The sequence below is a fragment of the Novosphingobium sp. HR1a genome (assembly GCF_015594425.1).
Taxonomy (GTDB): domain Bacteria; phylum Pseudomonadota; class Alphaproteobacteria; order Sphingomonadales; family Sphingomonadaceae; genus Novosphingobium; species Novosphingobium resinovorum_A.
On the sequence record NZ_JABXWS010000051.1, the window covers coordinates 69,730 to 87,329 of the forward strand.

Below are 17,600 nucleotides of genomic sequence, written 5' to 3' on the forward strand. Positions count from 1 at the left end.
TGCCCCCGCCCTCGTTCAGCGCGGCGCGACCTTGCGATCGAGGAAATCCCGGATCAGCGGCGCCATCTCGTCCAGCTTGTCCTCGAGCGCGAAATGCCCGGTATCGAGGATGTGGAGTTCGGCCTCGGGCAGATCCCGCATATACGGGTGCGCGCCGGGCTCGGGGAAGATCGTGTCGTTCTTGCCCCACAGGATGATCGTCGGCGGCTTGCGCTCGCGGAAGAACTGCTGGAACTGCGGGTAGAGCGGCACATTGGTGCGATAGTCGTAGAACAGGTCGAGCTGGATCTCGCTGTTGCCCGGCCGGTCGAGCAGCGCCTGGTCGTGGACCCAGTTGTCCGGGCTGATCCGCGATACGTCACGGACGCCGTCGGTGTACTGGAACTTGGTCGCCTTCGGCGTCACCAGCCAGGCCTGCGCTGCCCGGTCCTTGGCCGATCCGCTCTTCCAGTAGGTCTTGATCGGGTCCCAGAACGCGCCGAGCCCTTCGTCATAGGCGTTGCCGTTCTGGACGATCAGCCCGCTCACCCGCTCGGGGTGCTTGAGCGCCAGCCGGTAGCCCACGGGCGCGCCGTAATCCATGACGTACATCGCATAGCGCTGGGCACCGATCTGGCCCATCAGCGCATCGACCATGTCGGCATAGTGCGCGAAGCTGTAAGCGAACTGCTTGTGATCGGGCGCATCGCTCTCGCCGAAGCCGGGATAGTCAGGGGCGATCACGTGATAGCGATCCGCCAGCGACGGGATCAGGTTGCGGAACATGTGCGAGGACGTGGGAAAGCCGTGCAGCAACAGCACCACCGGGCCATCGGCCGGGCCGGCTTCGCGGTAGGCCATCTTCACGCCCTCGATGGTCGCGGTGCGGTAGTGAACGGTCGCCGGCGCCGTGCTGGACGCGGTGATCTGCTGCGTAGTGGCCGCCATTGCACCGCTAGGAGCGGCGATGGCCGCGCCCGCCAGCATCAGGGACAGGATCAGTTGCTTGGTCATTTTTTCCACCCTCGTCGAAACCGCTGAGCGATCTGCGTCAGCTTCTTGAGGGAGATATAATTCTTACTGATCGAAGCGATAATTCGGCAATTTTGAAAGTCATTGTTCCGATAATTGGAATTATCGCGCGATGGCCGCTATTGAAGAAGGGGATTGTTTCGCAGCGTTTCAACGGCGAGATCGACGAACGCGCGTACTTTGGCGGTCGCGCGTCGGCCCTCGCCATGGACCACGTGTATCGGCATCGGGCTTTCCGCATGATCGTCGAGCACCGACTGGAGACGGCCCTGCGCCAGTGCCGGATCGATCTGGTAGGACAGCACGCGGGTGATGCCCCAGCCCTGTTCGGCTGCGGCTATGGCGGCCTGGTTGGTGTTGCACAGCAGGCGCGGGTGAACGGTGACGCTGGTGCGCGAATCCGGGCCGAAATGCCACTCGGGCGAAACCCAGGCGCCGGTCGGCATGATGACGCGGTGCTCGGCAAGATCGGCGGGGGATCGGGGCACGCCGTGCTCGGCAAAATAGGACGGCGCGCCGCAGATTACGCGGCGCACCCAGCCCACGCGCGTGGCGGTCAGGCCCGACGGCGGCAGATTGCCGATCCTGACCGCCACATCGATTCCTTCCTCGATGATGTTCACGCTGCGGTCGAGGAACAGGCTTCTGCCAGTCACGCGCGGGTAGAGATCGAGATATTCCAGCAGGACGGGAAGCACGTGCATCTGCCCGAACATGACCGGCGCAGTGACGACGAGCGTGCCGGCGGGGTTGCCGTGCGATCCCGCCGCCGAAGCCTCTGCCTCCGCGATATCGACCAGGATGCGCCTGCAGTCGTCGAAATAGCGCTGTCCGGCCTCGGTCATCTTCACCGACCGGGTGGTCCTTGCCAGCAGCCGCACGCCGATCTCGTCTTCCAGACAGGATATCGCGCGCGTGACGGCCGGCGGGCTCAGGTGCATTTGCCTTGCCGCCTCGGCGAAGCTTGCGGTCTCTGCCACCCGGACGAAAATCCTCATGGCTTGCCACCGATCCAATTCCACGTCCTCCATCGACACCGCGTTCGCGCCGGAGATGGGCGCAATCGGCGTTTGGGGTCAATGTTTCCGGCCTGGCCCCAGGGATAAGTTATCGAGCGTCGACGCGAAGGCGCTTCAGGCCGCTCGGCCGCCGGTGGTGGAGACCGGGGGCGTATCGACGGCGCGCAGGCGCACGGCGCTGCGGCGGGCCACGCGGTTGCGGCCGCTGTGCTTGGCATCATAGAGCGCCGTATCGGCAGCCGAGACGAATACGGCGACCTCGGTGTCGAGCGCCTGGGTGCAGGCGACGCCGATGCTGATCGTGACGACGCCCTCGCCCGTCCCGGATGGCAGGCCGAGCGCTTCCACCGATGCCCGCATGCGTTCGGCGATCATGCCGGCGTCCTGTGGGTCGATGCCGGTGAGGATCGCGGCGAATTCCTCGCCGCCGTAGCGCGCGACGAGGTCGCTGTCGCGCCGCGCGCAGCCGGACAGGACGGCCGCCACGGTGCGCAAGTGCTGGTCGCCCACAGCGTGGCCGAACTGGTCGTTGAGCTGCTTGAAATGGTCGATGTCCACCATCAGCAGGGCCAGCGGCTCGGGGCTTTCCCGGCGCCGTGCCCATTCGCGGGCCAGCACCTCGTCGAAGCGGCGGCGGTTCGCGATGCCGGTCAGCGCATCGACGTGCGAGAGGCGAGCGAGTTCGTCCTGCTCCTCGAAGTTGCGCAGTTGCACCAGCATCGTGCGCAGACCATAGCCGAGCGAAGCCGCGACGCAGCCGCTGATCGCGATGATCGGGTCGTAGGATACCAGCAGCACCGATACGGTCAGCAGTGTCGCGGGGATCAGCAGCGGCCCTCCGGCGCGCACGATCCTGGGCGCGCGTGCGCCTCCGGCTGCCCCCAGTCCCTGCCGGTAGGGCTCGCCGACGGCATGCCAGGCAAGCACCATGAACGGCAGGTCGACGAGAAGGTCGGACCAGCCGCCGTACGCCGTCGCGGACTGGTAGTGATTGATGTAGCCCGCGCAGAGCATGTAGACCACCGCGTAGACCGTCATCGCGCGGAAGAACGGCGCCCGCTGCCGGGTGCGCACGAGGAAGCGGATCGTCGCGAAGGCTGCGATGAACAGGTTCTCGATGTCGAACATCAGCTGCAGCGCATCGACCGTCTCGAACGGGGTGCGGGACTGCGAGATCAGCTTGCCGACGTGGATGTAGTAGAGATAACCCAGCGCCGTCGCCAGCGCGGCATCGACCAGGCGGACCTGCCACTTCTCGTCCGCAGGGCTGGCCAGCGCGAAGATCAGCGGCACGCCGTAGAGCACGTATAGCAGCATGCTCAGCCGGTCTTCGCGCACGATGTCGAGGAACAGCGTGGCGAACATCGTCGATGTCATGCCGCCTGCCCAGCACAGCATCGCCGCGCCTGCGGGAAGCCAGCCCTCGAAACCGTCCTTCCAGCCGCGATACAGGCAGGCCAGACCCGCGAGGACTGGAGCGGCGATCAGCCATGCGAACGAGGCTTGCGTGCCCGCGCTGCCGGCAAGCAGGAGCGAGCCGGCGTGCCCTGCAAGGAACAGGACGGGAAGTGCTGCAGTGATGATCCTCGATCCGTGCCGCATGTCATTCCCTCGGGCGGGGCACTCTTTCGATGATCTTTGCCACAGGCACCTTTAATCGAAGTTAATTCCTACTGCCGTGCGACTTGGGTATTACTGTGGCTCGGCCCAGGCCGGAGTTCGCTTTTCGAACAAGGCCTTGCCGCCTTCGCGCGCGTCCGGCCCCGTCAGCATGGCGCGGACTTCGGGCAATGCGAACATCTCGCGGTTGGAACCTTCCATGCCGAGTGCATAATAGGACCCGATCACCGCCCTGGTCGCGACGATCGCCGCGGGCGAGCAGGCGGCGATCTCCTCCGCCCAGCGCCGGGCACACTCGAGCAGCTGCTCTGCGGGCACGACTTCGGCCACCAACCCCCAGTCGTGCGCCTGTGCGGCGGTGATGCGCCTTGCGGTCAGCAGCATGGCGTGGGCGCGCTTGGGGCCGAGTTCCTGCACGATGCGCTGGATGCCGCCGCCCAGCGCCGCCAGCCCCACCCGGGGTTCGGTGAGACCGAAGGCGGCGCTCTCGGCCGCGACGATCACGTCGCAGGCCAGCGCCGCCTCGAACCCGCCGCCCAGCGCCAGGCCGTTGACCGCCGCGATCACCGGCTTGCGCCGGGCGAAGCGCCAGGTCAGGCCCGCAAAGCCGGTCTCGGGCACCGGCATGCCCCTGAAGGCACGCGGATCGTCCTTGTTCGACGGCGTGCGCAAGTCCGCGCCCGCCGAGAACGCCTTGTCGCCCGAGGCCGTCAGGATCGCGACCCAGAGTGCCGGGTCGGCTTCGAAGCGGTCGAACACCTCGGACAGTTCGAAATGCGCCTCGGCGTGAAGGGCGTTGCGCATCTCGGGGCGGTCGATGGTGATGGTCATGACGCGGCCGTCCGTCGCCACCTTGCAGAACTGCGTGTCCATGGATGTCCTCTTCCTTTCGCGCCGTGGTTGAAAGCGGCGTCGCAAGCGGGCACCGTGGCGCAATGCGACAAGCCTCGACCATCCTTTCCATCGATACGCCGGGCCGCGGGTTCACCGAAATCACACGGGCGATGGCCGAGTGGCTGGCGCAGACCGGCATCGAGGAGGGTCTGTTGACGCTGCTGTGCCGCCACACCTCGGCCTCGCTGCTGATCCAGGAGAACGCCGCGCGCGAGGTGCGGGTGGACATCGCCGCCTGGCTCGACCGGCTGGCGCCCGAGGGTGCGCACTATGCCCATGACGACGAGGGGCCGGACGACATGCCTGCGCATCTCAAGGCGACGCTGACGGGCGTGAACCTGCAGATCCCGGTGATCGACGGACGCATGGCGCTGGGCATCTGGCAGGGCATCTATCTGGCCGAACACCGGCGCCGACCGCATTGCCGGGAGATCGCGGTGCATTTGATGGGGGAATAACCCCGTCAGACGCGACGGAATGGCCCATCACGGCGGCGGTTTACCTTGCCAAGCCATCCGCTTGTCACAATAAGGGCCCATGCAGGAAAATCGTATTGCGCCCCCCGTCCGTATTCAGGGCAACTTCCTTGCCATCGGGGAGCGGCGGCTGCTCAACTGGCTCTGCGCACGCATGCCGGCCTGGGTGAAGCCCGACCTGCTGACCGCGCTGGGCATGGTCGGTGCGGTCCTGATCTTCGCCGGATATGCCACCAGCCTGCTCGACGAAGACTGGCTGTGGCTGTGCATGCCGGGTTACCTGCTGCACTGGTTCGGCGATTCGATGGACGGCAGCCTCGCCCGCTTTCGCCATATCGAGCGGCCCCGCTACGGCTATTTCCTCGATCACAGCTGCGACGGTATCGCGACTTTCCTGATCCTGCTCGGCATCGGCGTGAGCCCCTATGTGCGGCTGGAAGTCTCGCTGATCGCCATGGTCGGCTACCTGCTGCTGTGCATTCACGCCTTCTTGGCGGTGCGGGTGCTGGGCGAGTTGCGGCTGTCGTACCTCAACGCCGGGCCGACCGAACTGCGCCTGATCCTCATCTCCCTGACGTTCGCGATGCTGATCCTCGGCGACAAGCAGCGCGACATGGAGGCGATGACCGTTTTCGACTGGTTCGTTGGCGGCGTGGGCGTGATCCTGATCGGCGTGTTCGTGGTGCAGACCGCGCGGTCGGTCCGCAGGCTGGCGCTTATAGACCCGGCCAAATGACCGACCTGCACGGCCTGTAATGCTACGTAAGTTCTTGTAAATTCCGCTCCCGTTCACCTGAACTTCAGGCGCGCAGGTGTCTTCACCGTCCCAAGGCGGGTGCGACGCCCTTGGCCCATTCGGCCGATCCGAGAACAGGGACTACCCGTGAACAAGACCAGCATGACCATCCTCGCCGCCCTTGCGCTGGGCGCTTTCGCACCGTCCGTGGCCGGTGCGCAGACGGCGCAGCATGATACGCACACCGCCGCCAGGCCGGTGGTGAAGAAGACCACCACCGTGCGCAAGACTGGCGTTACCAAGAAGCAGCCCGCGAAGAAGGTGACCTGCCGCTATCAGGTGCAGCGCGGCAAGAAGGTCAGGGTCTGCAAGTAATCAGGCTGCGAAAGCGGGCCGCCACCGAGTACCCCCTGCGTTCGGCAGGGGAGGCGTCCGCTTTCGCATCCTGTACCGTCCCGGGCTTGACCCAGGATCGGGCGCACACGCGTCTACGGTCCCGGGTCAAGTCCGGGACGGCAACAGCGGCGATAAATAGAGATCAGCCCTGCGAGGGAAGCTGCGCGAAAGCGGCCTGGAAGGTGTCGCTGGGCAGGCCGGGCTTCTGATCGGCGGCAGCGGCGCCAGGCGCGTAGATGAAGCCGAAGGTCGGGCTGGTGCGCAGGCCCAGCGACTGAGTCGGGGCGTACCACACGCGAACACTGCTCCAGTCGCCGTTGGCCGAGACGTCTTCGGCCATGGCCGACTTCTCGATCATGCCGGGGCGCGACCAGTTGGCGTGGTTGAGCACCACATGGCGCTCATCGACGATCTTGCTGACGACGGCCACGTGGCCCACCGGCATCGCGCCGGTCGCCTTGAACACCAGCACCGAGCCGGTCATCGGGGTCTTGCCGCGCGCGTACGTGCCTTCGGCCTGACCCCACCACGTTGCAGCGTTGCCGTGCAGATCGATGGCTGAATGTTCCCGCGCATAAGGTGCGCACTGGAGCGGACGGGCCATGGCCGGCTGGGTGAACAGAGCGACAGCGGCCAGAGCGAGTGCGGGAACGAATTTCATGGACAGGAGTTATAACGCGCAACTCTTGTTGCGATAGCGAAGGGGGCAGGCGGTCACCGTCCCTCTCGCACGGTTCGTCGCACTGTCCACAAGCGACGAAATGCGATGAAGTGTTTGGTCGCAAGATTCTGGAACAACTAGGCAAATTTTGCCGGGTGGCGCCGAATCGGCCTTATCCATCAGCGAAACGAAGAAGCCCGGGGCAGCGTAGTGCTACTCCGGGCTTCTTCGTTTCGTCCGCGGGTGACGCAGGTTGGGCCGCCTCAGCTCGCCAGAGCCAGCTTCGCCGCTTCCTCGCGCACGACGCGGGGCTGGTCGGCCCAGATGCCGCGCGTATCGTAGACCAGCTTGGTCGCGCGTTCGGCCAGCGGCACGACGCGGAAGACGTCGTGGTCCACCAGCACGATCAGGATCTCGCAAGTCTCCAGCGCTTCGTCGATGTCGATCTGGGTGACGCCGGTGTCGGTGAACTCGATCGGCAGTTCGGCGGCATAGGGCTCGACGATCGAGACGCGCTCCCCGAACTTGCGCGCGATGCGGCTGGCGACGAAGCGGGCCGGACTCTCGCGGAAGTCGTCGATGTTGGCCTTGAAGGCGAGGCCGAGGCAGGCGATGCGTGCGTCCGGATGAGCTTCGATCAGGGCTTCGGCCTTGGCGATGACGTGGTGCATCTTGCCGTCGTTGACGCCGCGGGCGGTGCGGATCAGCGGGGTTTCCTCGGGCGCGCCGTGGACGATGAACCAGGGGTCCACCGCGATGCAGTGGCCGCCGACGCCCGGGCCGGGCGAGAGGATGTTGACGCGCGGGTGACGGTTGGCGAGGCGGATCACCTCCCACACGTCCAGCCCCATGCGGTCCGAGACGATCGACAGTTCGTTGGCGAAGGCGATGTTGACGTCGCGGTAGGCGTTCTCGACCAGCTTGGTCATCTCGGCCGCGCGCGCGTCGGTGGTGACGCATTCGCCGCGCACGAAGCGCTTGTAGAACGCCAGCGCCTTGCGCGCGCAGCGCGGGGTGATGCCGCCGATCGACCGGTCGTTGTTGGTCAGTTCCTCGAGTATGCGGCCAGGCAGGACGCGCTCGGGGCAGTAGGCGATCGAGATGTCCGGGGTTTCGCGCGTCAGACCGGGAATTTTCAGGTCCGGGCGCATCTGCGCGATCATGTCGCGCATTTTCTCGGTGGTGCCGACCGGCGAGGTCGATTCGAGGATCACCACGTCGCCCGCCTTGAGCACCGGCGCGATCTTGCGGCCCGCTGCAAGGACATACGAGATGTCAGGGGCGTGGTCGCCCTTCTCGTCCTTCTCGAACGGCGTGGGCACCGCGATCACGAAGACGTCGGCGGGCTCCACCTCCAGCGAGGCCGACAGCAGCCCGCGCGAAACGACGCCCTGCACGAGACCGTCGAGGTCGACTTCCTCGATATGGATCTCGCCGCGATTGATGGTGTCGACCACCTTCTGCGACACGTCGAGGCCCAGCACCTTGCTGCCCGAACGGGCGATCACGGCGGCGGTGGGAAGTCCGATGTAGCCGAGGCCGACGACGCAGACCAAGGGTTTGTTATCAGATTTCATTCGCAAGCAGCTCCAGGATGCGGCGCGAGGTCTGCCCGTCTCCGAATGGATTGTGGGCGCGCGCCATGGCCTCGTAGGCGGTCTTATCGTCGAGCAGGGTTGATAATTCGGTAACGATCCGGCGCGCATCGGTGCCGACGAGTTTCGCGGTGCCCGCCTCGACGCCTTCGGGCCGCTCGGTGGTCTCACGCATCACCAGTACCGGCTTGCCGAGGGCCGGGGCTTCCTCCTGCACGCCGCCCGAATCGGTGAGCATGATCTCGCTGATCGCCAGCAGCCGGGCGAAGTGCGGGTAGTCGAGCGGCTCGATCAGCGCGACGTTGTCGAGGCCGGAAAGACGCTCGTTCATCACCTTGCGCACGTTGGGGTTCAGGTGGACGGGGAAGATCACCGCCGTGTCGGGGCGCGATGCGATTTCGCGGATGGCCTGCGCGATCTGCTCCATGCCCTCCCCGAAGTTCTCGCGGCGGTGGCTGGTGACACCGATGATGCGCTTTCCTGCGAAGCGGGTTTCGAGGTCGGCGAGGCCTGACGCGAGAGCGGGATTACGCTCAATCTCGGCGGTGACCCAATGCAGCGCGTCGATCACGGTATTGCCGGTGACGTGGACGCGGTCGGCCGCCACATTCTCGCGCAGCAGGGCAGCCTCGCTGGTGGTGGTGGGCGCGAAGTGCAGGCTCGCCATGGCGCCGATGATCTTGCGATTCACCTCCTCGGGCCACGGATGGTAGATGTTGTAGCTGCGCAGCCCTGCCTCGACGTGATCGACCGGCAGCTTGCGGTAATAGGCCGCGAGAGCGCCCGACATGGCGGTGGCGGTGTCGCCCTGCACGATCACGCGGGTTGGCTTCACTTCGTCCATCACCTTGCCCAGCCCGGTGAGCAGGTTCGCCGTCAGCGCGTCGAGCGTCTGGTCGGGCTGCATCACGTCGAGGTCGTGATCAGGCACGATCCCGGCGATCTCCAGCACCTGATCGAGCATCTGGCGGTGTTGCGCGGAGACGCAGACCACGCACTCGAACCGGGGATCGGCCTTGAGCGCGTGGACGACGGGGAACAGCTTGATGGCTTCCGGGCGCGTGCCGAAAACGACGAGGATGCGTGCGGTCATACGGCGGGGCTTAGCAGCCGTGTGTTAAATGGAGACTAAAGCCTTTTCATTTCGCCAGAGTATAGCGTCCGTCGATACTCGTGCCCGCCGTGCAATAATCATCCGTGTGCGGCTGGTGCCCGGCTTCGGCATAGGACAGCTGGAAGGCGTCCTTGCCGCTGGGGGTGAAGACCAGCATCGGCAGTCCTTCTTCCAGTGAGGCGACGGTCCAGGTCTGCTTGTCGTCGTCGCGGCTCATGACCCCGTCCAGCGTGCAGGACGGGCGACCCTTGAAGGACAGCGAGATGACCAGCATCGCCTTGCCGTCGATTAGCGGGACGATCCGCACGGGGCCGGAATAGCCCGCTTCTCCCCGCGCGAATTGCCCCGACGGGAACGGCAGGAAAGGGATACGCGCGTGCTTGCCCTCGGCAAAGTTGAGACGGCTTTCGCGGCGCTTCAGGGCGCGGTTGATGCAGTGCTGGTCTTGGCAATGTTCGGCGCGGCCGCGCGCCTGTCCGATCGCGGCAGAATAGACCTGCGAATGCGCGGGCTTGTCGAGTGTTGTCTTCAGCCAGGCGAGTTGCGCGTCCTCCCGTTTCGCCAGTTCGGCCGCCTTGGCCTTGGCCTGCGGGCTCGGGTCGATCTTCGCGGCAGGCGGCGGCTCGGCGCCTGCATCCGATTCGGGATTGCACGCGGTCAGAGCGAGCAATGGAGCAGCCAGCGAAACCAGCGTCAGGGCGAAGCGGCGGGGAAGCATCGTCACGGGGCTCAGCCTATCCCCGCCTTTCCACGTGGACAACCCCGCACGAGGCTCTTGCCCGCCCGCACCGCTTGGGTAACACCCGCGCCATGTCTATCCTCAGCGACAAGTGGATCCGCCAGCAGGCCCAGGAACACGGCATGATCGAGCCGTTCGTGGAGGCGCAGCGCCGCGACGGGTGCATTTCCTACGGCCTGTCTTCCTATGGCTACGACGCCCGCGTCGCGCCGGAGTTCAAGATCTTCACCAACGTCGATTCGGCAGTGGTCGATCCCAAGGACTTTGCGGCGAACTCCTTCGTGGACCGTACCACCGACGTCTGCGTGATCCCGCCCAACTCCTTCGCGCTGGCCCGCACGGTCGAATACTTCCGCGTCCCGCGCGACGTTCTGGTCATATGCCTGGGCAAGAGCACCTATGCGCGCTGCGGCATCATCGTGAACGTCACGCCGCTGGAACCGGGCTGGGAAGGCCACGTGACGCTCGAATTCTCGAACACCACCCCCCTGCCCGCGAAGATCTACGCCAACGAGGGCGCCTGCCAGTTCCTGTTCCTCAAGGGCAACGAACCGTGTGAGACGAGCTATGCCGACCGCGCGGGCAAGTACATGGGCCAGCGCGGAGTGACGCTGCCCCGGCTCTGAGAGCCTGTCTGCAAATTCGCTGAAGCGAATTTGGCGGCACCGGCCCCAGTTGCAAGTACTTGGCCCACCCGGCCTCCCACGGAAGTATACTTGATGGGAGGCCGGGTGGGGGCGTGGGGCGGTGCCGCAGAGAATCTGACAGGGAACAATATTGGGCCGAACCCGCTTCTCCCGGCATAAAACAGGCCGGGAGAAAAGCCGTGTCGAAGATTGCCGCGATAATCGGGCGGATTTTGATCGCCCTCATCTTCATATTTTCCGGGGCGGGCAAGCTCGCCGACATATCCGCGACCGAGACGATGATCGTCGCCGCCGGTCTGCCCTCGGGCCTTGCCATTCCCACCGGGCTGTTCGAACTGCTGGCGGGGCTGTGCCTTGCCGCCGGGTTCATGGTGCGGCTGGTGGCGGTGCTGCTGGCCGGGTTCACCGCGCTGACGATCCTGTTCTTCCACGCGCAGTTCGGCGACCCGATGCAGCGGGTCATGGCGCTCAAGAACCTTGCGATCATCGGCGGCCTCGCGCTGGCCTTCGCGCATAGCCAGATGTGGAGCCACTACTACGCCATCGCCCGCGAGCGCCGGGGCGAGATCGCCGCGCGCGACGCGGATGCGCGCGTACGCGACGCCGAATTGCGTGCCGCCCGTGCCGAAGCCCGCGCCGATGTGCTGGCGCAGGGACAGACGGCGCATGAACCGCGCACCGTTGTCACCGACGTCAACCACGACGGCGTGCCCGAAGTGCGCCGTACAGGCTGGCGCAACCGCCGCTGGTTCGACTGGTAAAGTCGATGGGCCTTGCCGCTGCGGACTACCGCAGCGGCCAGAAGTGAATGATCAGCGGCGTGCCCAGCACCAGCACCAGCAGCGAGAGCGGTGCCCCAAGCCGCGCGTAGTCGCCGAAACGATAGCCCCCCGGCCCCATGACCAGCGTATTGCACTGGTGCCCGATCGGCGTCAGGAAATCGCATCCCGCGCCGATCGCGGTCGCCATCAGAAACGCATCGGGCCGATAGCCGAGATCGCCGGCGAACACGGCCGAGATCGGCGCCATGACCAGCACCGTCGCGGCATTGTTGAGGAACGGCGTCACCGCCATCGACGCCGCCAGCACCAGCGCCACCGCACCCCATGGCGGCATGTCGCGCGCGAGTGCCGCCAGCCCCGTCGCCATGACATCGGAAGCCCCGGTCGATTGAAGCGTCCCGCTCACCGGGATCAGCGCCCCCAGCATGATGAGGATCGGCCATTCCACGGCCTCGTAGGCGTCGTCGACAGACAGGGCTCCGGTGATGACCACGAGGCCCGCTCCGGCGAAAAAGGCCGCGGCCACCGGCACCAGCCCGGTCGCCGTCGCCAGCATCGCAGCGGCAAGAATTCCGACCGCCAGCCAGCCCTTGCGCGTCGCTCCCAGCGCGATCTGACGCTGCGCCAGCGGCAGCACGCCAAGCTGCCGCAGCCTTCCCGGCATGGCGGAAAGCGCTCCTTGCAGCACGATCACGTCGCCGGGCTGCATCAGAATGCTGGCCGGCTTGGCGCGCAGGCTCTCCCCCTCTCGCGAGATGGCGACGAGGCGCAGCCCCATGCGCTCGCGCAGCATCAACCGGCTTGCCGAACTTCCCGCCAGCGCGGAGCGCGCGGTGACGACACCCTCGATCACGCCCACGTCGTCGCGGGCGCGCGCCGTATGCTCGCTCTCGGCCCCGTCGTCGTCCGCGTCACGGCCGCTGGGATCCAGGCCACCCGCCGCGACCGCGCGCTCCAGCGTATCGGGCTCGCCTGCAAGGATCAGCACGTCGTCCTCCACCAGCACGAGGTCCGGCCGAACCTCACCGGAGAGGCCATGACGCAGCACCGCCGTCACATCGACCTCGCCGTCATGCTCTCTCAGGAAAGCCGCAACGGTGTTCCCCACCACCGGGGCATCCTCGCGGACCCGGGCTTCGATCGTGTAGTCGGCGATGTCGAGCGCCTCGCCCATCGTCGCCACCGCGCGCCGGTCGGCCGGGAGCAGGCGGTAGCACAGGCGCAGGAAGACCAGCCCGATGGCCAGCAGGCCGAGCCCGGTCGGCAGGTAGTCGAACATCGCGAACGGCTCGCCTGTCATCTGCTCGCGTACCCGGCTGACGATGATGTTGGGCGAGGTCCCAACCAGCGTTGTCAGCCCGCCCAGCAGGGCGGCGAACGACATCGGCATGAGAAAACGCGAGGGGTTGGTTCCGCTTTTGCGGCCGAGTTGCCCGGCGGCAGGCATCAGCATCGCCAGCGCGCCGATATTCTTGATGAGCCCCGAGGCGAGGCCCACTGACGCCGTGAGCACCAGCAGTTGCGATCCCGTGCGCCCCAGCCACCGGCCCGCCCATGCCACGGCTTTCTCGATCAGCCCCGACCGCTGCACCGCAGCCGAAAGCACGAGCGCCGAGCCGACGATGATGACGATATCGTCGGCAAAACCGGCGAACGCCTTCTCGGGGCTGACGAGCCCCAGTGCCAAGCCGGCCAACAGGGCGATGACTGCAGTAACGTCGTAGCGGAAGCGGCCCCAGATGAAGAGGGCCATCATGCTGCAAAGCAGGGCGATAGACAGATATTGCTGAAAGGTCATCGGGCCTCGGAAGCAGGCGGGAGTGCATGGAAGAAATGCGCGGGAAGCGCCTCGGTGCCAGCCAGGCCACGTTGCACCATTGACGTCGAGCCCGCGAAGCGCCAATAGCGCCTCCAGCGCAAGGCGCGGGCGGTTAGCTCAGTTGGTAGAGCATCTCGTTTACACCGAGAGGGTCGGGGGTTCGAGCCCCTCACCGCCCACCATTTATCCGGCAAATCAGCGGTTTCCGGATTGGTGAAAAAAATGCGCGAAATGCGATTGCACGGAGCGCCGTCCGCATGTAAACGCCGCGCCTGCCTGCAAGGCATGCCGCTTTAGCTCAGTTGGTAGAGCACATCATTCGTAATGATGGGGTCACAGGTTCGAATCCTGTAAGCGGCACCACTTTTTCCGTCACGTAAGCGCACCACCTTCGTAAAGGCTTCGGCAAGTCGTCGGGCAGGCCGTGATGAGAAAGCTCAAGGAGCGATCATTGGCATCGGTATGGGCGTGAAACTTGATATTCATGCCCCCTGGCCCGTCCGATCAGGCGCCCAAATCCCCCTTTTACCCGAAAGCCGCAAGCCGCAAGCCGTGCGGTGGGCCTTGAGATAGGTCGCGTCGATCACAACCGTCTGGTACTCGGCCCTCTGGGTGAAGAGGCGGTCCTTCGACCGGTTCCGGTCAAACGTATTCGGCATCATTATGTTGACCGGACCGAGCGGCTTGTGGCAGGAGCGAAACGGTTGAACGGACTAGTTGTAAAACCGGAATCAGCCGATCAACCGAACTGACGGAATTCCGCCGGTTTGCGGGTGTAGCTCAATGGTAGAGCAGCAGCTTCCCAAGCTGAATACGAGGGTTCGATTCCCTTCACCCGCTCCAGCCTTTAAATCAGCAGAAATCTCACCTTTTATACCACCTTCAATGCGGGGCGCATAGCGATTTCGCGCGGTAACGGCGCGGTAAAACGCTCCCGGAACACGCTTTTCAATCTCGTCTATCAGCGATTCTGTCGCTGCCAGCGCTAGGCCGAGGTTGGCCGGGTCTGGCACCGCGTAGATGTCCGAAATCTCAGACTTGTTGTGCCCGAGCATCATCTTGCCCTGAACCCAATTCGCCTCACCAATGGTGCGGCGGCAGATCGTCGCGACGCTGCGACGCACCAGCTTCTCGCCAGCCTCGGCATCGCCCGGCAACCCGAGGTGCAGGCGCATGGCGTTCCATCCATGCTTGATCGTCGAGACTGGCAGGTAGTTCTCGCGCTCCATCGCTTCGTCGAGCCACGGCGCGAACTGGCGCGCAACGGGGATCGTCGGGCGGTGCTTCTTCGTCTGTGCGCGACCCGGCCGGTTCAGCATCAGAACCCCGGCTGCGGAGTGCCACTGCCCCCTTGCGCGCAAGTCATAGATCGTGTCCGGCCTCGCTCATGTCGCCACGGCGGCGCGCAGGTACGCTGACCGCCAATGCGCCCACGAACCAGGGCATCAACTGCACCAGCGCCAGCGACCCGGTGTATAACGTCCTCCAGCCCGGCTCGAACGGCATTACCGGCATCTCGCCCGCCGCTTCCGGACGCTGGACGACGAACAACAAGTCGCTTTACGGCGAAGTCACCAGTGACATCACCGACCGTTGGTTCCTCGACCTCGCCACCCGCTTCGAGAACTGCCGGATGTTCGGCAGCAAGCTCGTGTGGAAGGCGGCGACGCGCTACAACCTGACTGACTGGCTGGGCCCGCGCGGGTCGATCGGCACCGGCTTCCGCGCCCCCACAGCCGGGCAGATCAACATGACGCAGACCTCGATCCAGACCGTCGGCGGCGTCCAGCTCAACGTCGGCCTCTACCCGACCTCGAACGCGGTGGCGCAGTATCTGGGCGCCAATCCCCTGAAGCCCGAGCGGTCGAAGAACTACTCAGTGGGCTTCACGCTGACCCCGGCGCCGAACTTCACGCTGACGGTCGATGCCTATCGCATCAAGCTCTACGACCAGCTCTACACCAGCTCGCAGATCGTGGTGACGAGCGCGATCAAGCAGGCGATGGTCGATGCCGGGATCGTCGGCGCGGATTCGATCGACCGCATCCAGTTCTACCAGAACGCCATCGATTCCACGACCGAGGGCCTCGACGTGGTGGCCTCCTACCGCGCCGACTGGCTGGACATCGGCTCCACCAACCTGACGGCGGCCTTCAACACCAATTCCTACAAGGTGGACAAGGTTCTGGTTTCGACCGTCAGCTTCGATTCCACGACGCTCTACAACTTCGAGCACAATGATCCGAAGTCGCGCGCCAATGCCACGATCAACCAGCAGATCGGCCCCGTCTCCGTCATGCTGCGCACCAACTTCTTCGGACCGTGGTCGCGCCAGACGACGGCGGCGAGCCATGCGATCCAGAAGTACGGCACCGAGACCCTGTTCGACGCCGAAGTCTCGATGCCGCTGATGGAGCGCCTGACCCTGACGCTGGGCGCGCGCGACATCTTCGACAACTATCCGGACGTCAACCGCATCGACGACACCAACGGCCGCACTTACGTCGATGGCGTCGTGCCCTGGCAGGGCGGCTACTACTACGCCCGGCTCAACTTCAAGATCTGACGGCGGGAGACCGCCTCAGCGGAAACCCTCCCACTCGGCCCGGAACCCCCAGCGTTCCGGGCCATTTTTTTGAAGTCCGAGATCGTTTGGAAATTCGCTGGAGGCTAACTTCGCGGCACCGGCCCACACCCTCAGAACAGCGCCGCGCCGTTTTCGACCACCGAACGCGGAGTGACGACGATCACGTCCCGCCCCTCTCCCGGCGCGCCGAGGATCAGCACTTCGGAGCAGAAGCCCGCGATATTTCGCGCCGCGAAGTTGACGACGCAGCAGACTTGCGTGCCCAGCAGATCCTGCGGCGCATCCTGCCCCAGCAGCGATTGCATGTTCATTGCGTTCTCCTGCTTTGACCCCTTGTGTTGTAGGTGCAGGCGTTCGCGATAATGGCCGATTGCGCAGGGGACGACCGCGACTTATCCCGTTTTGCGATCGCGGCGCGGTGGATTCTGCTTTGCGGGTCCGCGCGGCGCAAATGCGTGGTTCGACGCGGGATTCCCGGCTTGCCCAGCGCGCGAACCGGCGCCGGCCCGGACCGCCACGGCAGTATCCACTTCCCGCAGGCTAGCCCGGATTGCGCGCGGTGACGATCCATGCCGCGCCGTCGATCATGACCGAGCGCTCGCCGGGGCGCGCGGCGAAGGCGGCGTGGACGGCGGATGCGCAGCGGGCGCGCACGGTTTCGTCCTGATCGGCCAGCGCGCGCGAAAGCGGGCCGACCTCGAAGGCCATCTGCACCGCATCGTCGATCGCAGCCTCGCGAGAGGGACCTTCGCCGAAGGGGATTTCGGCGTCGAAGGGGGCTATCGCAATGCCGGTGAAGCCTGCCTCGACCAGCAGACGCTCCACCCTTGCCGCATCGCCGAAGGAGAACGGACCGGGCGCTTCCGGGTCGGGCGCGGGCGGCGGCGGCAGAATGTCCCGGATGGCGCCCATCGGCAGCCGCACCCAGTCGTTCTCGGCCGCGCCGCGCCAACACACGAAAGCCAGCCTTCCGCCGGTTTTCAAGGCCGCTCGCATATGCGTGAAGGCGGCGGCGGGATCGGCGAAGAACATCACTCCGAAGCGCGAAAACAGCAGGTGGTAGGCCTGCACGGCAAGCTCCGCCGTGGCCGCGTCGTCCAGCGCGAAGTCCACCGCGCCTTCACCCAGTTCACGCGCGCGCTCGATCAGTTGCGGCGATATGTCGAGGCCCAGCACCTGGCCCTCGGGCCCAACGCGGTCGGCCAGCACGAAGCTGGACGCCCCCGCTCCGCACCCGATGTCGAGCACATGCTCGCCAGCCCGAGGATCGGCTGCCGCGATTGCCGCCTCCCCGAAAACCTCGAGCATCGCATCGAGGCGGCGCTGGTTGCTTGCCCAGCGATCACCGCTGCTGCCGCTCCAGTCGCTGACCTGATAGACCGCCGGTTTCGTCATGATCACTCCCAGTTGCGAATGATTATCAACTAGACCGAATAGACTAAGAGAACAAGTCACCGCACCCGCCGCCCGCGCGCGAAAGCAGAAGTGCGAGCGCAAATGAGCT

The 17,600-nt window shown here is 65.5% G+C and carries 17 protein-coding genes, 3 tRNA genes and 1 pseudogene; 9 read left to right on the forward strand and 12 right to left on the reverse strand.

From position 1 onward, the window contains the following. Positions 1-15 precede the first annotated feature (15 nt). From HWN72_RS13910 to HWN72_RS13925, 4 genes are all read right to left on the reverse strand, one after another. A complete protein-coding gene (locus tag HWN72_RS13910; RefSeq protein WP_036526946.1) occupies positions 16-993 on the reverse strand; it encodes an alpha/beta fold hydrolase in 978 nt (325 codons plus the stop codon). Between the two features lie 137 nt (positions 994-1,130). After that, complete coding sequence (locus HWN72_RS13915) at positions 1,131-2,042, reverse strand: LysR family transcriptional regulator (RefSeq protein ID WP_248006007.1); 912 nt, start codon at positions 2,040-2,042, stop codon at positions 1,131-1,133. A gap of 102 nt (positions 2,043-2,144) precedes the next feature. Continuing rightward, positions 2,145-3,632, reverse strand: a complete 1,488-nt coding sequence (locus tag HWN72_RS13920; protein ID WP_008831038.1) for a diguanylate cyclase — start codon at positions 3,630-3,632, stop codon at positions 2,145-2,147. A gap of 90 nt (positions 3,633-3,722) precedes the next feature. After that, complete coding sequence (locus tag HWN72_RS13925) at positions 3,723-4,523, reverse strand: enoyl-CoA hydratase-related protein (protein ID WP_211150480.1); 801 nt, start codon at positions 4,521-4,523, stop codon at positions 3,723-3,725. 62 nt (positions 4,524-4,585) lie between these two features. Here HWN72_RS13925 and HWN72_RS13930 point away from each other — a divergent pair, with 62 nt between their 5' ends. The 3 genes from HWN72_RS13930 to HWN72_RS13940 all read left to right on the forward strand — a co-directional run bounded on the left by HWN72_RS13930 (position 4,586) and on the right by HWN72_RS13940 (position 6,131). After that, complete coding sequence (locus HWN72_RS13930; protein ID WP_008831247.1) at positions 4,586-5,002, forward strand: secondary thiamine-phosphate synthase enzyme YjbQ; 417 nt, start codon at positions 4,586-4,588, stop codon at positions 5,000-5,002. A 79-nt stretch (positions 5,003-5,081) separates the two neighbouring features. Beyond that, positions 5,082-5,756, forward strand: a complete 675-nt coding sequence (locus HWN72_RS13935) for a CDP-alcohol phosphatidyltransferase family protein (RefSeq protein ID WP_008831248.1) — start codon at positions 5,082-5,084, stop codon at positions 5,754-5,756. Between the two features lie 147 nt (positions 5,757-5,903). Continuing rightward, on the forward strand, positions 5,904-6,131 hold the full coding sequence (locus HWN72_RS13940) for a hypothetical protein (RefSeq protein WP_008831249.1): 228 nt from the start codon (positions 5,904-5,906) through the stop codon (positions 6,129-6,131). A 163-nt stretch (positions 6,132-6,294) separates the two neighbouring features. On the opposite strand, the gene HWN72_RS13945 is transcribed toward HWN72_RS13940, so the two are convergent. From HWN72_RS13945 to HWN72_RS13960, 4 genes are all read right to left on the reverse strand, one after another. Beyond that, a complete protein-coding gene (locus HWN72_RS13945; protein WP_008831250.1) occupies positions 6,295-6,813 on the reverse strand; it encodes a CHAP domain-containing protein in 519 nt (172 codons plus the stop codon). Positions 6,814-7,076: 263 nt separating this feature from the next. After that, a complete protein-coding gene (wecC, locus tag HWN72_RS13950; RefSeq protein WP_211150481.1) occupies positions 7,077-8,390 on the reverse strand; it encodes a UDP-N-acetyl-D-mannosamine dehydrogenase in 1,314 nt (437 codons plus the stop codon). Further along, the gene (gene wecB / locus HWN72_RS13955; protein WP_008831252.1) at positions 8,380-9,501 is read right to left on the reverse strand and encodes a non-hydrolyzing UDP-N-acetylglucosamine 2-epimerase; all 1,122 of its coding nucleotides are present in this window, start codon (positions 9,499-9,501) and stop codon (positions 8,380-8,382) included. Before wecB ends, wecC begins: the two co-directional genes overlap by 11 nt. A gap of 46 nt (positions 9,502-9,547) precedes the next feature. Next, positions 9,548-10,246: a hypothetical protein gene (locus HWN72_RS13960; protein WP_037520273.1), complete on the reverse strand. Its 699-nt coding sequence runs from the start codon at positions 10,244-10,246 to the stop codon at positions 9,548-9,550. Between the two features lie 86 nt (positions 10,247-10,332). Between HWN72_RS13960 and dcd the strand changes: the two genes are divergently transcribed. Both dcd and HWN72_RS13970 read left to right on the forward strand, forming a co-directional pair. Continuing rightward, the gene (dcd, locus tag HWN72_RS13965; protein ID WP_008831254.1) at positions 10,333-10,887 is read left to right on the forward strand and encodes a dCTP deaminase; all 555 of its coding nucleotides are present in this window, start codon (positions 10,333-10,335) and stop codon (positions 10,885-10,887) included. 200 nt (positions 10,888-11,087) lie between these two features. Next, positions 11,088-11,669 (forward strand): DoxX family protein, encoded by a 582-nt coding sequence (locus HWN72_RS13970; protein WP_036526938.1) that lies wholly within the window; start codon positions 11,088-11,090, stop codon positions 11,667-11,669. 25 nt (positions 11,670-11,694) lie between these two features. On the opposite strand, the gene HWN72_RS13975 is transcribed toward HWN72_RS13970, so the two are convergent. Then, positions 11,695-13,446, reverse strand: coding sequence for an SLC13 family permease (locus tag HWN72_RS13975; RefSeq protein ID WP_248006008.1), 1,752 nt, complete (start codon positions 13,444-13,446; stop codon positions 11,695-11,697). A 169-nt stretch (positions 13,447-13,615) separates the two neighbouring features. Between HWN72_RS13975 and HWN72_RS13980 the strand changes: the two genes are divergently transcribed. Then, positions 13,616-13,691: transfer RNA gene (locus HWN72_RS13980), tRNA-Val, on the forward strand. A 105-nt stretch (positions 13,692-13,796) separates the two neighbouring features. After that, a tRNA-Thr gene (locus HWN72_RS13985) sits at positions 13,797-13,872 on the forward strand. 57 nt (positions 13,873-13,929) lie between these two features. Here HWN72_RS13985 and HWN72_RS31095 read toward each other — a convergent pair. Continuing rightward, positions 13,930-14,120: pseudogene (locus HWN72_RS31095) on the reverse strand (IS5/IS1182 family transposase); the annotation flags it as partial. A gap of 158 nt (positions 14,121-14,278) precedes the next feature. On the opposite strand from HWN72_RS31095, the gene HWN72_RS13990 reads away from it, so the two are divergent. Further along, a tRNA-Gly gene (locus HWN72_RS13990) sits at positions 14,279-14,352 on the forward strand. 544 nt (positions 14,353-14,896) lie between these two features. After that, entirely contained in the window at positions 14,897-16,075 is a 1,179-nt protein-coding gene (locus HWN72_RS13995) for a TonB-dependent siderophore receptor (RefSeq protein ID WP_008829696.1), read from the forward strand. A gap of 131 nt (positions 16,076-16,206) precedes the next feature. On the opposite strand, the gene HWN72_RS14000 is transcribed toward HWN72_RS13995, so the two are convergent. Both HWN72_RS14000 and HWN72_RS14005 read right to left on the reverse strand, forming a co-directional pair. Then, positions 16,207-16,407, reverse strand: a complete 201-nt coding sequence (locus tag HWN72_RS14000) for a secretion chaperone CsaA (protein WP_008829697.1) — start codon at positions 16,405-16,407, stop codon at positions 16,207-16,209. A gap of 229 nt (positions 16,408-16,636) precedes the next feature. After that, positions 16,637-17,491 (reverse strand): trans-aconitate 2-methyltransferase, encoded by an 855-nt coding sequence (locus tag HWN72_RS14005; RefSeq protein WP_008829698.1) that lies wholly within the window; start codon positions 17,489-17,491, stop codon positions 16,637-16,639. Positions 17,492-17,600: the final 109 nt, after the last annotated feature.

What these genes read in the sequence shown, in the direction of transcription:
- HWN72_RS13910 (WP_036526946.1), bottom strand. Translation starts at nt 993, where the DNA reads ATGACCAAGCAACTGATCCTGTCCCTGATGCTGGCGGGCGCGGCCATC.
- HWN72_RS13915 (WP_248006007.1), bottom strand. Translation starts at nt 2,042, where the DNA reads ATGGAGGACGTGGAATTGGATCGGTGGCAAGCCATGAGGATTTTCGTC.
- HWN72_RS13920 (WP_008831038.1), bottom strand. Translation starts at nt 3,632, where the DNA reads ATGCGGCACGGATCGAGGATCATCACTGCAGCACTTCCCGTCCTGTTC.
- HWN72_RS13925 (WP_211150480.1), bottom strand. Translation starts at nt 4,523, where the DNA reads ATGGACACGCAGTTCTGCAAGGTGGCGACGGACGGCCGCGTCATGACC.
- HWN72_RS13930 (WP_008831247.1), top strand. Translation starts at nt 4,586, where the DNA reads ATGCGACAAGCCTCGACCATCCTTTCCATCGATACGCCGGGCCGCGGG.
- HWN72_RS13935 (WP_008831248.1), top strand. Translation starts at nt 5,082, where the DNA reads ATGCAGGAAAATCGTATTGCGCCCCCCGTCCGTATTCAGGGCAACTTC.
- HWN72_RS13945 (WP_008831250.1), bottom strand. Translation starts at nt 6,813, where the DNA reads ATGAAATTCGTTCCCGCACTCGCTCTGGCCGCTGTCGCTCTGTTCACC.
- wecC (WP_211150481.1), bottom strand. Translation starts at nt 8,390, where the DNA reads ATGAAATCTGATAACAAACCCTTGGTCTGCGTCGTCGGCCTCGGCTAC.
- wecB (WP_008831252.1), bottom strand. Translation starts at nt 9,501, where the DNA reads ATGACCGCACGCATCCTCGTCGTTTTCGGCACGCGCCCGGAAGCCATC.
- dcd (WP_008831254.1), top strand. Translation starts at nt 10,333, where the DNA reads ATGTCTATCCTCAGCGACAAGTGGATCCGCCAGCAGGCCCAGGAACAC.
- HWN72_RS13975 (WP_248006008.1), bottom strand. Translation starts at nt 13,446, where the DNA reads ATGATGGCCCTCTTCATCTGGGGCCGCTTCCGCTACGACGTTACTGCA.
- HWN72_RS13995 (WP_008829696.1), top strand. Translation starts at nt 14,897, where the DNA reads ATGTCGCCACGGCGGCGCGCAGGTACGCTGACCGCCAATGCGCCCACG.
- HWN72_RS14000 (WP_008829697.1), bottom strand. Translation starts at nt 16,407, where the DNA reads ATGAACATGCAATCGCTGCTGGGGCAGGATGCGCCGCAGGATCTGCTG.
- HWN72_RS14005 (WP_008829698.1), bottom strand. Translation starts at nt 17,491, where the DNA reads ATGACGAAACCGGCGGTCTATCAGGTCAGCGACTGGAGCGGCAGCAGC.